This window comes from Micromonospora humi (assembly GCF_900090105.1).
Classification (GTDB): domain Bacteria; phylum Actinomycetota; class Actinomycetes; order Mycobacteriales; family Micromonosporaceae; genus Micromonospora; species Micromonospora humi.
Window position 1 is genome coordinate 422,835 of record NZ_FMDM01000003.1, and the last position, 15,500, is coordinate 438,334.

A 15,500-nucleotide genomic window follows, 5' to 3' on the forward strand; every position below is an offset into this window, starting at 1 on the left:
GCCCTAACGTAGACTCAATAAACCCCAGCGGGCCGACGTCGTCCCCACCATGTACCAACCTGAGTGACGACAGGAGGCCCGGTGGCCTTTCCGTACCCTCACAGCCCGCAGCCGGCCCCGCGGACGCCGGGTCTCTACGACCCCGCGTACGAGCACGACGCCTGCGGCGTGGCCTTCGTGGCCGACCTGCACGGGCGGCGTTCGCACCAGGTCGTCGCGAACGGCCTCGGGGCGTTGCGCCGGCTGGACCACCGGGGCGCCCGGGGCGCGGAGCACAACACCGGTGACGGCGCCGGGATCATGATCCAGGTGCCGGACGCGTTCCTGCGCGCGACCGTCGACTTCCCGCTGCCCCCCGCCGGGCAGTACGCCACCGGCCTGGTCTTCCTGCCCGACGACGACGCGGCCGAGGCCCGCGCCCGCCAGGTGGTGGACAAGTACGCGCTGGTCGAGGGCGCCGACGTGCTCGGCTGGCGCACCGTGCCGACCGACGCGTCCGGCCTGGGCGAGACCGCGCTCGCGGCGATGCCCCGGGTCCGGCAGCTCTTCCTGGCCGCGCGTCGGCTGACCGACTCGCCGGCCGGCGCGGCCGGGGACCCGCTGACCGGGCTCGACCTGGACCGGGTGGCGTTCTGCCTGCGCAAGCAGGTGGAGCGGGAGACCGCCGAGCGGGGCCAGCCGGCCTACTTCCCGTCGCTCTCCGGCCGGACCATGGTGTGGAAGGGCATGCTCACCCCCGACCAGCTTCCGGCGTTCTACCCGGAGCTGACCGACGAGCGGGTGGACAGCGCGATCGCGCTGGTGCACTCGCGCTTCTCCACCAACACGTTCCCGTCCTGGCCGCTGGCGCACCCCTACCGGTTCATCGCGCACAACGGCGAGATCAACACGATCCGGGGCAACCGCAACTGGATGCAGGCCCGGGAGGCGCTGCTCCGCAGTCCGCACCTGCCCGGCAACATCCGGCGGGTCTTCCCGGTGTGCACCCCGGCCGCGTCCGACTCGGCCAACTTCGACGAGGTGCTGGAGCTGTTGCACCTGGCCGGGCGGAGCCTGCCGCACGCGGTGCTCATGATGATCCCGGAGGCGTGGGAGAACGACCCGGACATGCGCGCCGACAAGCGCGCGTTCTACCGCTTCCACGCCAGCCTGATGGAGCCGTGGGACGGTCCCGCCTCGGTCGCCTTCACCGACGGCGAGGTCGTCGGCGCGGTGCTCGACCGCAACGGCCTGCGCCCGGGTCGCTGGTGGCACACCAGCGACGGGCTGGTGGTGCTGGGCAGCGAGGCGGGCGTGCTCGACCTCGACCCGGCGACCGTGGTGGCCAAGGGCCGGCTCCAGCCGGGCCGGATGTTCCTGGTCGACACCGTCAACGGGCGGATCGTCTCCGACGACGAGATCAAGACCGAGCTGGCCGCCGCCCAGCCCTACCGGGAGTGGCTGCACGCCGGCCTGATCGAACTGGACGACCTGCCCGCGCGCGAGCACACCGTCTACACCCACGACTCGGTGCGCCGCCGGCAGCAGACGTTCGGCTACACCGAGGAGGAGCTGAAGATCCTGCTCGGCCCGATGGCCCGGGTCGGCGCGGAGCCGATCGGCTCGATGGGCACGGACACCCCGATCGCCCCGCTGTCCACCCGGCCGCGGCTGCTCTACGACTACTTCCACCAGCTCTTCGCCCAGGTCACCAACCCGCCGCTGGACGCCATCCGGGAGGAGCTGGTGACCAGCCTGGCGTCCACCATCGGGCCGGAGGGCAACCTGCTCGACCCGGGTCCGGCGAGCTGCCGGCAGATCGTGCTGCCCTACCCGGTGGTCGACAACGACGAGCTGGCCAAGATCCTCTCCATCGACGAGGACGGCGACCTGCCCGGCTTCAAGGCGGTCCGGGTCTCCGGCCTCTACCGGATCCGCGACGGCGGCGCCGGCATCAAGGCCCGGCTGACCGAGATCTGCCGGCACGTCTCCGAGGCGATCGAGGACGGCGTGCGCATCCTGGTGCTCTCCGACCGGGACTCCAACGCCGACCTGGCGCCGATCCCGTCGCTGCTGCTCACCGCCGCGGTGCACCAGCACCTGGTACGCGAGCAGACGCGCACCCAGGTGGCGCTGATCGTGGAGTCCGGCGACTGCCGGGAGGTGCACCACGCGGCCGTGCTGATCGGCTACGGGGCGGCGGCGGTCAACCCCTACCTCGCCTTCGAGTCGGTCGAGGACATGATCTCCACCGGCGCGCTCGTCGGCGTGGAGCCGGCGAAGGCGGTCCGCAACTACGTCAAGGCGCTCGGCAAGGGCGTCCTGAAGATCATGTCCAAGATGGGCATCTCGACCGTGTCGTCGTACTGCGGCGCGCAGGTGTTCGAGGCGGTCGGCCTGGACACCCGCCTGGTCGACCGCTACTTCCGGGGCACACCGAGCACCATCGGCGGCATCGGGTTGGCCGAGATCCACGCCGAGGTGGCCGCCCGGCACGCGCTGGCCTGGCCGGCGGCGGGCAGTCAGGCCAGCGACCGGCTGGAGGTCGGCGGCGAATACCAGTGGCGCCGCGAGGGCGAACTGCACCTGTTCAACCCGGAGACCGTCTTCCTGCTCCAGCACGCCACCCGCAGCCGTCAGTACGACGTCTTCCGGCAGTACACCGCCAAGGTCGACGAGCTGGCCGCGCAGGCGGGCTCGCTGCGCGGGCTGTTCACGCTGCGCACCGGCGTGCGGCCGGCGGTGCCGCTGGACGAGGTCGAACCGGCCGCCGAGATCGTCAAGCGGTTCGCCACCGGCGCCATGTCGTACGGGTCGATCTCGGCCGAGGCGCACGAGACGCTCGCGATCGCGATGAACCGGCTCGGCGGCAAGTCCAACACCGGCGAGGGCGGCGAGGACGTCGACCGGCTGCACGACCCGGCGCGGCGCTCGGCGGTCAAGCAGATCGCCAGCGGCCGGTTCGGCGTGACCAGCGAATACCTGGTCAACGCGGACGACCTCCAGATCAAGATGGCGCAGGGCGCGAAGCCCGGCGAGGGCGGGCAGTTGCCCGGCAACAAGGTCTGGCCGTGGATCGCCCGCACCCGGCACGCCACCCCGGGCGTCGGCCTGATCTCCCCGCCGCCGCACCACGACATCTACTCCATCGAGGACCTGGCCCAGCTCGTCCACGACCTGAAGTGCGTCAACCCGGCCGCCCGGGTGCACGTCAAGCTGGTCAGCGAGGTGGGCGTGGGCACCGTGGCGGCCGGCGTGGCCAAGCTCAAGGCCGACGTCATCCTGATCTCGGGGCACGACGGCGGCACCGGCGCGTCCCCGCTCAACTCGCTCAAGCACGCCGGCACCCCGTGGGAGCTGGGCCTGGCCGAGGCGCAGCAGACGCTGCTGCTCAACAAGCTGCGCGACCGGGTCACCGTGCAGGTCGACGGCCAGCTCAAGACCGGCCGGGACGTGCTGGTCGCGGCGCTGCTCGGCGCGGAGGAGTTCGGCTTCGCCACCGCCCCGCTGATCGTCGAGGGCTGCGTGATGATGCGGGTCTGCCACCTCGACACCTGTCCGGTCGGCATCGCCACCCAGAACCCGGTGCTGCGGGAGCGGTTCACCGGCAAGCCGGAGTTCGTGGAGAACTTCTTCCTCTTCCTCGCCGAGGAGGTCCGCGGTTACCTGGCCGAGCTGGGCTTCCGCAGCATCGACGAGGCGATCGGGCACACCGAGCTGCTCGACGTGGCCGGCGCGATCGACCACTGGAAGGGTCACGGCCTCGACCTGGGTCGGGTCCTGCACCTGCCGGAGCTACCCGAGGGCGCGGCCCGGCGCGGCGTCCGCGCCCAGGACCACGGCCTCGACGTCGCCCTGGACAACCGGCTCATCGAGCTGGCCGGCCCGGCGCTGCGCGACGGCGCCCCGGTGCGGGTCGAGGTCGACGTGCGCAACGAGCACCGCAGCGTCGGTGCCATGCTCGGCGGCGAGGTGACCCGCCGGTTCGGCGGCGCCGGGCTGCCCGACGACACCGTCGAGTTCCTGCTGCACGGCACCGCCGGCCAGTCGTTCGGCGCGTTCCTGCCGCGCGGGGTCACGTTGCGGCTGCACGGCGACGCCAACGACTACGTCGGCAAGGGGCTCTCCGGTGGGCGGATCGTGATCCGGCCGGACGCCGCCGCGCCGTTCGTCGGCGACGACGCCGAGCCGGGCCGGCGCGCCGAGGACCAGATCATCGCCGGCAACACGATCCTCTACGGCGCCACCGGCGGCGAGGTGTTCCTGCGCGGCCGGGTCGGTGAGCGGTTCGCGGTGCGCAACTCCGGCGCGGTGGCGGTGGTCGAGGGGCTCGGCGACCACGGCTGCGAGTACATGACCGGCGGCACGGTCGTGGTGCTCGGGCCGACCGGGCGGAACTTCGCCGCCGGCATGTCCGGTGGCACCGCGTTCGTGCACCGCCTCGACCGCAGGTTGGTCAACGCCGAGTTGGTCGACCTGTCCCCACTGCGCGACGAGGAACGCGACCGACTGCACGAGCTGGTGCAGCGGCACGTCGCGGAGACCGCCTCGGCGGTCGCCGAGGCGCTGCTGAAGCGCTGGCCGGAGGCGGTGGAGGAGTTCACCGCCGTGGTACCCCGGGACTACCGCCGGGTCATGGAGATCATGCGGGCCGCCGAAGCCGCCGGCCACGACGTCGACGACGCGGTGATGAGTGCGCTCGCCCCGGCGCCTCCCACCGCCGCGTCCGTGCCGCCCGCGCCGCGGGCGGTCGCCCAGGAGGTGGCTCGTGCCTGACCCGAACGGTTTCCTGCGCTACGACCGGCGGCTGCCGGCCCGCCGCCCGGTGCCGGTGCGGATCACCGACTGGCGGGAGGTCTACCCGCCGGCCGGTGAGGAGCTGATCCGCGAGCAGGCCACCCGGTGCATGGACTGCGGCATCCCGTTCTGTCACGACGGTTGTCCGTTGGGCAACCGCATCCCCGACTGGAACGACCTGGTCCGCACCGGCAACTGGGACGCCGCGGTGGAGTCGCTGCACGCCACCAACAACTTTCCCGAGTTCACCGGCCGGCTCTGCCCGGCGCCCTGCGAGGCGGCCTGCGTGCTCGGGCTGGGCGGCCAGCAGCCGGTCACCATCAAGCAGGTCGAGGTGGAGATCGCCGACGCGGCGGTGGCCCGCGACGGCCTGGGGCCCCGGCCCGCGTCGACGTCGACCGGCCGCTCGGTCGCGGTGGTCGGCTCCGGCCCGGCCGGCCTGGCCGCCGCGCAGCAGCTCGCCCGCGCCGGTCACGCCGTCATCGTCTACGAGCGCGACGACACCCCCGGTGGCCTGCTCCGCTACGGCATCCCCGACTTCAAGCTGGAGAAGCACCACGTCGACCGCCGGGTGGCCCAGCTCACCGCCGAGGGGGTGCGGTTCCGCACCGGGGTCGACGTCGGCGTGGACGTGACCGCCGAGCAGTTGCGCGCCGAGCACGACGCGGTGCTGCTCGCCTGCGGCGCGTTGCAGGGCCGGGACACCCCGGAGACGCCGGGTCGGGCGCTGCGCGGCGTACACCAGGCGATGTCGCACCTGGTGGCCGCGAACCGGGTGGTGGCGGCGGCGGGCGACGGTCGACCGGCCCTCGCCGTGCTGCCGGACGGCACGCCGATCGACGCGGCCGGCAAGCACGTGGTGATCATCGGAGGTGGGGACACCGCCGCGGACTGCCTCGGTGTGGCGCACCGGCAGGGCGCGGCCGGCGTACACCAGCTCGATCTCTACCCGCAGCCCCCGGCGGACCGGGACGCCGCCCGCGACCCGTGGCCGACCTGGCCGTGGGTGCTGCGCTCCTACCCGGCGCACGAGGAGGGCGGCGAGCGGGTCTTCGCGGTGGCGGTGCAGGAGTTCGTCGACGACGGCACCGGGCAGGTCCGGGCCGTGCGGATCGCCGAGGTGACGGTGGAGAAGGTCGACGGCCGGCGGATCGTCACCGCGATGCCCGGTTCGGAGCGGGAGATCCCGGCCGACCTGGTGCTGCTCGCGATCGGTTTCGAGGGCACCGAGGAGCAGCCGTTGCTGGCGCAGCTCGGGGTGGCCCGCAACGGCCGCGGCGCGATCGACGCCGGCCCGGACTGGCAGGCGACCGACGGGGTCTTCGTCGCCGGTGACATGCACCGGGGCGCGTCGCTGATCGTCTGGGCGATCGCCGAGGGGCGGGCCGCCGCCGCGGCCGTCCACACCTACCTGGGCGGGGTGGGCGAGCTGCCCGCCCCCGTCGACCCGGCCCGGCAGCCGCTCGCCGCGAGGTGAGAGGTGTAAGGAGGGGCCCCCGCTTAACGCATTCGGTATAGGCGGGGGCCCCGCTTAACACCGCCGGGCGTGGGCCACGTCTCGTCCGGCGGGGCACCGAGGGCACGAAGATCATCGTTACGCTGCGGGCATGGACGTCGAGGTACGCCTGCGGCGGGTGCGCCGCTGGCTCTGGATCGTGGTGGTGGGGCTCTTCCTCAGCGGGGTGACCGCGTTCCCGCTGGAGATCGAGGTGCGGTGGCTGCTGGCGGCGCTCGATCCGCTCGCCGGCCGGTTCCCCGCGTTGGTGAGCTGGATCGAGCGCGTCCACACCGGACTCGTGACCGCCGACCGTGACTACCCGTTCCTGCTCTACGGCACCGACTGGCTGGCCTTCGCCCACCTGGTGCTCGCGGTGGCGTTCTGGGGGCCGCTGCGCGACCCGGTGCGCAACGTCTGGGTGGTCCAGGTCGGGATGATCGCCTGCGCCGGCATCGTGCCGCTGGCGCTGATCTGTGGCCCGATCCGGGACATCCCCTGGTTCTGGACGCTCGTCGACCTGTCGTTCGCGGTCGGCGCGTTCCCGCCGCTCTGGTTCGCCTACCGGCACATCCGCGCCGTCGAGGCGGCGGTGGGGTCGGGCGGGGCCCCGCTCGCGCGGGAGCCCCGCCCGACCTGACGCCTCAGCGGTGCAGCAGGTCGTGCGCCGTCCGGATCTTCGACCAGGAGGCCGGCCGGGCCGGGGCCGCCGAGGTACGCGCGGCGGCGCCCACCTCGGGCCGGCCGGCGGTGAACAGCCAGGTGGTGAACACCGCGTCGAGGTCCCGCCCGGCGATCTGCTCGGCGAGCGCCTGGAACTGCTCGATGGTGCCGTTGCCGTACTGGTGCTGCGCCGTCCAGGTGCGCAGGATCCGGAAGAACGCCGGGTCGCCGACGGCCAGCCGGATCTGGTGCAGCGCCATCGCGCCCCGGTCGTAGACGGCGTCGTCGAAGACCCGGTCGGCGCCCGGGTCGCCGGGGAGCACCTGCCAGAACTCGGAGTCGGCCGGGTAGTAGTCGTAGGTGAAGTCGAACAGCTCCTGCGCGGTGCCCTCGTCCTGCTCCTCCGACCAGAGCCACTCCGCGTACGAGGCGAAGCCCTCGTTCAGCCAGATGTTGCGCCAGTCCGCCACCGAGACGGAGTCGCCGAACCACTGGTGGGCGTTCTCGTGCACCACCACGTAGGGGTTCGAGCCGCGTCGCCAGAAGCCGGGGCCGTAGACCGGGCGGGTCTGCGTCTCCAGGGCGAAGCTGATGCCGTCGATCGGGCCGGCCACACCGCCCTGCGCCTCGAACGGGTACGGGCCGAACACCCCGCTCTCCCAGTCGACGATCTCGGCGGTGCGTTCGATGCTGGCCCGGGCGGCCGGCCCGCGCTCGCCCAGCGTGGTGCTGTACGCGTTCACCACCGGCTGCCCGTTCGGCGCGGTGTCGGTGACGATGTCGTACTGCCCGATGGCCAGGAACGACTGGTAGGTGGCGCCGGGCTTGACGCTGCGCCAGCTCCACCGGGTGCGGTTGCCCGCCTCGGGCAGCGGGTCGCGCGGCTGCACGCCGTTGCTGATCACCTCGACGCCGGTCGGCACCGAGACGGAGATGTCCCAGGTGGCCTTGTCCTTCGGGTGGTCGTTGCTCGGGTACCACCACCAGGTCGACTCGGGCTCGTTCACGGCGAGCGCGCCGTCGGCGGTGCGGGTCCAGCCGGTGTAGCCGTAGACCTTGGTCTGCGAGGGGATGCCGGCGTACTTCACCACGACGGTGAGCTGCTGGCCCTTGAGCAGCGTCCGGGTCGGGGTGACCACCAGCTCGTGGTCGCCGGCCCGGGCGAAGCCGGCGACCAGACCGTTGACCCGGACCGACTCGACGTCGAGCGCGAAGTCGAGGTTGAACCGGGACAGGTCCTGGGTGGCGGCGGCCAGGATCGTGGTGGTGCCGCTGAGTCGGTCGGTGGCCGGCTCGTAGCGCAGCCGGATGTCGTAGTGGTCGACGTCGTAGCCGCCGTTGCCGTAGTCGGGGAAGTAGCTGTCGCCCAGCCCGGGGCTGCCCGGCGTGGGGGTGGCCGCCGAGACGTGCGGGCGGCCCCATCCGGTGGTGGCGGCCTGGCCGGGTGCGCCGGTCACGGTGGTGACGGCGGTGGTGAGGGTCAGGGCGGCGATTGCCGCCGAGAGTGCGCGTGGCACGGGTGGGACTCCCTCCGTCGGGTGTACGCACCGCCAACCTAATCGACACATGTAAACGGATCTGCCCCGAACCGGCGACCGGGGCTATTCAATTCTTGCGAATGTTTCGATAGCATTACCGACTAGTAACAAGCACGACCCCTCGGCCACGCGCGCGGTCAACGGGCTCCACCACCCCTGTCCCGTGGAGGTCCTGTCATGTCCCGTCGCGTCCGTACCGCCCTCGCCGCGGTGCTGGCGGCCGTCCTCGGCGCCGTGCTCCTGCCCGGCGCCGCCCGGGCGGCCACCGTCAACTACGTCGCCCTCGGCGACTCCTACTCCTCCGGCGTCGGCGCCGGGCCGTACGACCTCTCCACCTGCCTGCGCAGCCAGAAGTCGTACGCCCCGCTCTGGGCCGCGGCGCACGCGGTCACCAGCTTCCGCTTCCCGGCCTGCGGCGGCGCGGTCACCGCCGACGTGCTCAACAACCAGGTGGGGCAGCTCAGCGCCAGCACCACGCTGGTCACCATCACCATCGGCGGCAACGACGCCGGCTTCGCCGACGTGATGACCAGTTGCCGCTTCGGCAGCACGTCGAGCTGCGAGAGCGCGGTGGCCGGGGCGAAGGCGTTCGCCACCGCGACGCTGCCCGGCCGGCTGGACGCCACCTACGCCGCGATCCGCGGACGGGCCCCGAACGCCCGGCTCGTGGTGCTCGGCTACCCGCGCCTGTTCGAGACCGGCTCGTGCGGCCTGCTCGCCATGAGCAGTTACAAGCGGACCATCCTCAACCAGGCCGCCGACGTGCTGAACGGGGTCACCGCCGACCGGGCCGGCGCGGCCGGGGCGACGTTCGTCGACGCGCGGCCGTACTTCACCGGGCACGGCGTGTGCGCGGCGGACCCGTGGATCCGCGACGTCAGCGGCGTGATCGAGGCCTACCACCCGAACGCGAACGGCTACCGCTACGGCTACCTGGCCGCCCTCACCGCCACCATCGGCTGAGGTGAAAGGAGGGGCCCCGGTTAACGCATTCCGCATTGCCGGGGCCCCCGCTCAACGCCTCACCGGCCGGCGGGCCGCAGTGGACGATCCGCGCCGGTACGCTGGGCCGCACGGTCGGGTGGCTCCAGGAGGGCGGGTGTCGTGAAGTTCCTTCTCACGTCGTCGGGCATCAGTAATCCGAGCATCTCCGACGCCCTCGTCGACCTGCTCGGCAAGCCGGTCGCCGAGTCCACGGCCCTGTTCGTCCCCACCGGGGTCTACCCCTTCCCCGGCGGAAGCGCGAGCGCGTGGCAGGCGATCCACGGCCGCGACTCGATCCCGCTGACCCAGCTGGGTTGGAAATCCCTGGGGGTGTTGGAGCTCACCGCGCTGCCGACCATCCGGGAGGAGAACTGGGTCCCGGCGGTCCGGGAGGCCGATGCCCTTCTCGTCTGGGGCGGCGACGTGCTCTACCTGACCCACTGGCTGCGCCGGTCGGGCCTGGCCGACCTCCTGCCGTCGCTGAGTGACACGGTCTATGTCGGGGTCAGCGCCGGGAGCATCGCGGTCACCCCGTACAACTGCGACGCCGAGTTCGACCTTCGGTTCGTCCCGGACGGCAGCGACATGGCGCAGGGCGCCGACCGGGCGCTGGGGCTGGTGGATTTCACGTTGTACCCCCACCTCGACCATCCGGACATGGAGGACGCCGCGCTGTCCAACATCGAGAAGTGGGCGTCCGGAATCCCGGTACCGACCTACGCCATCGACGACAACACCGCCATCAAGGTGGTCGATGGCGGTGTTGACGTGATCTCCGAGGGTGACTGGAAACTGATCAATCCCTGACCGGCACCGGCCTCCGTCGACGTGCGGTGGGGCCCGGAGCCGCGAGCGGGTGCAGCCGGAACTCGCCGACGGAACCAGCCGGCACGGCCGGGGCGCCGGGCACGCCCGGCACCACCTCCGGCACCGGCCCGACCCGCCGCCGGGGCCGGGCGCGGCGCCCGGAGGGTACGGCGAGCGCGGCCAGCGCGGCGGCCAGCGAGATGCCGGTGAGCAGCAGGAAACCGGCGGTGAAGCCGGCCTCCCGGGGCAGCCCGCTCGGCTGCGGGTCGGCGGTGATCACGGTGCTGGCCAGGGCCGCGCCGATCGCTCCGCCGATGGTACGGATGTTGGCGTTCATGCCGGTCGCCGCGCCGGTCTGCGAGGCCGGCACGTTGCCCACGATCAGGTTCGCCATCGAGGCGAACGCCAGGCCGATGCCGAGCCCGACCAGACCGCCGGCCAGGGCCACCTGCCAGCGGGCGTCGTGCGCGACGGTGAGCATCGCCGCGGCCGTCACGTTGAACACCGCGCCGGTGCTCAGCTGCGCCTTCGGGCTGAACCGTGACTCCAGCCGTCCGGCCAGCAGGCCGGCCGCGAACATGCCGACCAACATCGGCAGCATGAGCAGCCCGGCCTGGGTGATGCTGGCGCCGAAGCCGTACCCGGCGCTGGTCGGGATCTGCGCGAACTGCGGCAGGAACGCGTAGACGGCGAACATCGAGGCGCCGTAGAGCAGGGCGACCAGGTTGGTGGTCCAGACCGCCGGCAGGCGCATCATCCGCAGGTCGATCAGCGGGTTCGCGGCGCGTGCCTCGACCGCCAACCAGCCGGCCACGAGCACCGCGGCGAGCACCAGCAGGCCGATCACCCGGCCGGAGGACCAGCCCCAGGCGGCACCCTTGCTGACCGGCAGCAACAGCGCCACCAGCCAGCCGGAGAGCAGCACGGCGCTGACCCAGTTGATCCGGCCGGGGGTGCGTACCGGCGAGCGGGGCACGAACCGGTGCGCGGCCAGCGCGGTGAGGCCGACCACGACCAGCGGGATCCAGAACAGCCAGCGGTAGCCCAGGGTGGTCACGATCGGGCCGGCGAGCACGACGCCGAGGCCGCCGCCGACGGCCACCACCGCCGAGATCGAGGCGACCGCGGAGCTGACCCGGGCGGCCGGGAACTCGTCCCGGATGATGCCGAAGGACAGCGGGAAGACGGCGCCGCCGATGCCCTGGACCACCCGGGCGGCGATGAGGACGCCGATGCTCGGCGCGACGGCCGCCAGCAGGCAGCCCAGCGCGAGCGCGGCGAGCGAGACGACGAGCATCCGTTCCTTGCCGACCATGTCGCCGACCCGGCCGAGAATCGGCGTGAAGATCGACGCGGAGAGCAGGTAGGCGGTCAGCACCCAGGTCACCGTGTTCGGCGAGGTGTGCAGGTCGTGCTGGATGGTGGGCAGCACCGGGGTGATCAGCGACTGGAGCATCGCGAAGAAGCCGGTGCCGGCCGCGAGGACGAGGAACGTCATCCGGCGCGAGCCGCGCCGGAAGGTGGCGATCATGTGGGAGAACTCCCGTTCGGTACGAGATGGTGGCCGCTCGCGCGATGGGGCGGCGGTGGCGGCGCATCGGGCCGGGGCCTCCGGAGTACGCTATCCGGAGGGGTGCCTCCACCAACGTAGTGGAGGGTTGCCTCCGCTTGCAAGGGGGAAGGAGTGACGCGCGTCATGCCCAGCGCCGACGGGTCCACCGAGGTCTTCGCCCGCCGCCCGAAGCGGGCCGACGCCCGGCGCAACTACGACGCGCTGGTCGCCGCGGCCCGCGAGGTGTTCGGCGAGCACGGCGCGAGCGCGTCGCTGGAGCAGATCGCCCGCCGGGCCGGCGTGGGCATCGGCACGCTCTACCGCAACTTCCCGCAGCGCCGGGACCTGTTCGAGGCGGTCTACGTCGAGGAGGTGCGCGCGCTCAGCGCCACCGCCGCCGACCTGGCCGACCTCGACCCGTGGGACGCCCTGGTCGGCTGGCTGCACCGGTTCGTCGCCTACGTCGCGACCAAGCGGGCGCTGGCCGAGGAGTTGGTGCACGACTCCGAGGTGTTCCGCAGCTGCCGCACCGAGATCTACGCCGCCGGCGAGCCGCTGCTGCGCCGCGCCCAGGCCGCCGGGGCCGCCCGGCCGGACGCCGACTTCGACGACGTGGTGCGCCTGATCAGCGGGCTCGCCGCCTACCAGTTCCCGGACCCGGCGCAACGCGACCGCGTGCTGACCATCGCGCTCGACGGCCTGCGCCCCCCGCCGCCGCGCTGAGGCGCGGGTGTTAAGCGGGGCCCCTTCCTCTACCTGAGGCGTTAACAAGGGGCCCCTCCTTACACCTTGCGGGGGTGTCGACAATGGGGGGACACCGGCCGTCACCCGGAGGTGACCATGCGCGAACCGGCGACCCGGCCCCGGCCCGCCCGGGAGCAGCTACCGGCCGGCGGCCTGGAGCTGCTCACCCTGTTGGCCCGGCTGCTGCGGCGGCCCCGCCGCGGCGACCGCCGGCTCCCGCTGCTGTGGCTGCTCCGGCCGGCCGGCGACGGGGCGGTCGCCGCCCTGCTGCGCCGCTTCACCGCCCGGGGCACCGGGCGCCGGGTGCCGCACGCCGTGCTCGACCTGGCCGACCGGCCGCCCACCGACGACGTGGCGACGGCGCTGCGGGAGGTGCACCGGCAGCTCTCCCTGGAGGCGTTCGGCGCGCCCCGACTGCGGTTCCGGCACTATCCGCTCGCCGACTGGCTGATGCACCAGACGCTCGCCGTCGACGTGGACGCCGCGGACAGCGGCCGGGCCTCGCTGGTGCGCCGGCTGCGGGACTGGCGGGGCCGGCGCGTCGGCGACGACCCGCAGGTGGGCGTCGACTCGGGGCTCGGCGCCGTGCTGCAACTGCTGCTCTGGCTGCTGCGCCGGGCGGTGCCGAGTGTGGTCTTCCGGATCGCCGTGTCCGGCCGCGTGCCGGTGGTCGGCCGGCAGTACCGCTGGTTCATGCGCCAGCAGTACCTGGCACCCCGGCAGTCGGTGACGTTCCTCGGCTTCGCCGAGCGGCTCACCGCCGGCTGGCGCGACGGCGAGCACCCGGCCCAGGTGGAGAAGCTGCTGCTGCACGCGTTCCTGGAGGACCTGCGGCTGGCGTACCGGCGGCGGTTCTGGCGACCGGGTGACTGGCGTCGCACCGCCTACCCGGTGATGCTGCTCGACGGCGTACGCCCCGACAACGTCGGGCACACCCTGGTCCGCATCGTCGACGAGGTCCGCAACGAGACCGGCCGCAACGACCCGCTGCTGGTGGTCGCGGTCGCCGCCGACCCGCCGCCGGAACCGGCCGCGCCGCGTCCGATGGCCGAGGCCGAGGAGGCGTACGAGGAGTGGGCCGAGGCGCTGCCGGAGCGTCGGCGGCTGCGCCGCCCCGGCGCCTGGCTGATGGTGCTGGCGGCGGAGGAGGACGCTCCCGGCGTACCCCCGGGGGTTGCCCCGCCGGCGCTGGTGGCGCCGGACCCGCCGTGGTGGGCGCGGCGGTTCCTGCCCGCGGCGGTGGCCGTGGTGCTGCTGGCCGGCGTGGGGGTGTGGGCGCACGGCCGGTGGGCGCCGGACTGCCGCCCCTGGCCGACCGACCGGGTGAGCGTGCGGCTGGTCGGCGGGGAGTGCGTCGGCTACAGCGACACCACCGGGCAGGTCTTCAACAGCGAGCCCGGGCAGGACCGGCTGCGGGCGGTGCAGCGGCGCATCTTCGCGCAGAACCGGGCCACCGAGGAGGTGTGGCGGCGCAGCGACCACCGCCGCCCCTACCTGACGCTCGTCTACCTGGGCAGCCTCACCGGCAACCGGACCCGCGCGGACGAGGAGTCCTACGTCTCCGAGCGCGAGGAGTTGGAGGGCATGGCGACCGCCCAGTACGCGCTGCTGAAGGAGTCGGCGGCGGCGGACGACGCGGCGCTGCTGCACATCGTGGTGGCCAACGCCGGCCGGCAGATGCGGCACGCCGGCGACGCGGTACGGATGCTGGAGGGGCTGGCCCGCGACGACCCGACGGTGCTCGGCGTGGTCGGGCTGGTGGACAGCCGCACCAGCACGGCGGCGGCGCTGCGCGAACTCAACCGGGTCGGCCTGCCGGTGCTCGCGCCCACCCTGTCCGCCGACCGGATGGACACCAACTCCAGCCTCTACCTGGCCATGTCGGCGCCCAACCGGGAGCAGGCCCGGATGGTCGAGGCGTACGCCCGGCAGGTGCTGCGGGTGGGCGAGGCGCACGTCTACTGGACCACCGGCGAGCGCAGTTCGCTCACCGACGACCTCTACGTCTCCACCCTCGTCGACGGCCTGCGGGAGCGGTTCGGCACCCGGCTCACCCGGCTCGACGAGTGGCGCAGCGGCCGGCGGCTCAACCAGGAGTGCGGCTACCCCGGGATGCTCTTCTTCGCCGGCCGCTGGTCGGAGTTCGACGGCTTCCTGCGCGCGCTCAAGGAGTGCGGCGCGGACCCACCCCGGCACCTGGTCGCCGACGACTCGGTGAACCGCTACATGGCGAACCCCGGGCTGCGGGCCAGCGCGCCGGGCAACCTGCCCGTCACGTACGTGTCGAAGGCGTCGCTGGCCACGTGCGCCGCGCTGCGGGCCGCGCAGGCCGCCCGCGACGACGCCCGGGGCAGCTTCCTCACCTGGATCGGCGCGGACGACCTGCTGGACCCGCCGCGCTGCCGGGAGGGGACCGGCCCGCCCGTCGGCGAGCGGGTCAGCCTCGCCTACGACGCCGCGATGATGATGGTGCGCGCGCTGGAGAGCCTGGCCGCCCGGCTGCGGCACGCCGACACCGGCCGCCGCTGGGAGCCGCGCGCGGTCAACCCGGTCGGGGTGCACGCCGAGGTGCTGCGGCAGAACGCCGCCGGCGGCTACCCGGGGGTCAGCGGCCTGATCCGGTACGCCCCGGACTCCGGCGAACCGGTCGCGAAGCGCCTGGCGCTGCTCACCGTGGCGAAGGTGCCCGACGTGGCCGCCGCCCCGGTCGAGGTCTTCCACTGCGGCGTGGCCGACGCCGCGGGTCCGGATCCCGGCTGCCGCGTGGCGAGGTAGCGTGCCGTCGACGCCGGCGCCGGGGGTCCGCGGCGGGGCTGGCCGGTAACTGTGGGTGACGCCGCACGGAGAGGGTAGGACTTTTCGGTGGTATGACTCTCGGTCATAATTATGACTCTGAGTCATGTTGGTTGTCGGCGATGCGTTTCGGCACGACCATGGGGGC

9 protein-coding genes are annotated in these 15,500 nt (G+C 73.3%); 7 read left to right on the forward strand and 2 right to left on the reverse strand.

All coding sequences use genetic code 11. The annotated features are described in order from the left end of the window. The first annotated feature begins 81 nt into the window (after positions 1 to 81). From gltB to GA0070213_RS07935, 3 genes are all read left to right on the forward strand, one after another. The gene (gene gltB / locus GA0070213_RS07925; RefSeq protein ID WP_091059779.1) at positions 82 to 4,755 is read left to right on the forward strand and encodes a glutamate synthase large subunit; all 4,674 of its coding nucleotides are present in this window, start codon (positions 82 to 84) and stop codon (positions 4,753 to 4,755) included. Beyond that, positions 4,748 to 6,253 (forward strand): glutamate synthase subunit beta, encoded by a 1,506-nt coding sequence (locus tag GA0070213_RS07930; protein WP_091059784.1) that lies wholly within the window; start codon positions 4,748 to 4,750, stop codon positions 6,251 to 6,253. The genes gltB and GA0070213_RS07930 overlap by 8 nt, the downstream gene beginning before the upstream one ends. 130 nt (positions 6,254 to 6,383) lie before the next feature. Beyond that, positions 6,384 to 6,911, forward strand: coding sequence for a hypothetical protein (locus GA0070213_RS07935; protein ID WP_091059788.1), 528 nt, complete (start codon positions 6,384 to 6,386; stop codon positions 6,909 to 6,911). Between the two features lie 4 nt (positions 6,912 to 6,915). Here the strand turns inward: GA0070213_RS07935 and GA0070213_RS07940 are convergent, their stop codons facing one another. After that, the gene (locus GA0070213_RS07940; RefSeq protein ID WP_091059791.1) at positions 6,916 to 8,451 is read right to left on the reverse strand and encodes a M1 family metallopeptidase; all 1,536 of its coding nucleotides are present in this window, start codon (positions 8,449 to 8,451) and stop codon (positions 6,916 to 6,918) included. A 198-nt stretch (positions 8,452 to 8,649) separates the two neighbouring features. Between GA0070213_RS07940 and GA0070213_RS07945 the strand changes: the two genes are divergently transcribed. After that, the gene (locus tag GA0070213_RS07945; RefSeq protein ID WP_091059794.1) at positions 8,650 to 9,435 is read left to right on the forward strand and encodes an SGNH/GDSL hydrolase family protein; all 786 of its coding nucleotides are present in this window, start codon (positions 8,650 to 8,652) and stop codon (positions 9,433 to 9,435) included. Between the two features lie 141 nt (positions 9,436 to 9,576). Next, positions 9,577 to 10,263 carry a Type 1 glutamine amidotransferase-like domain-containing protein gene (locus GA0070213_RS07950; RefSeq protein ID WP_091059796.1) on the forward strand — a complete coding sequence of 229 codons (687 nt, stop codon included), beginning with the start codon at positions 9,577 to 9,579 and terminating at the stop codon, positions 10,261 to 10,263. On the opposite strand, the gene GA0070213_RS07955 is transcribed toward GA0070213_RS07950, so the two are convergent. Beyond that, positions 10,253 to 11,794, reverse strand: coding sequence for an MFS transporter (locus GA0070213_RS07955; RefSeq protein WP_245716299.1), 1,542 nt, complete (start codon positions 11,792 to 11,794; stop codon positions 10,253 to 10,255). The genes GA0070213_RS07950 and GA0070213_RS07955 overlap by 11 nt on opposite strands. A 165-nt stretch (positions 11,795 to 11,959) precedes the next feature. Between GA0070213_RS07955 and GA0070213_RS07960 the strand changes: the two genes are divergently transcribed. Then, positions 11,960 to 12,538 carry a TetR/AcrR family transcriptional regulator gene (locus GA0070213_RS07960; RefSeq protein ID WP_175441251.1) on the forward strand — a complete coding sequence of 193 codons (579 nt, stop codon included), beginning with the start codon at positions 11,960 to 11,962 and terminating at the stop codon, positions 12,536 to 12,538. A gap of 117 nt (positions 12,539 to 12,655) precedes the next feature. After that, entirely contained in the window at positions 12,656 to 15,334 is a 2,679-nt protein-coding gene (locus tag GA0070213_RS07965; protein WP_091060175.1) for a type 1 periplasmic-binding domain-containing protein, read from the forward strand. The last annotated feature ends 166 nt before the right edge of the window (positions 15,335 to 15,500 follow it).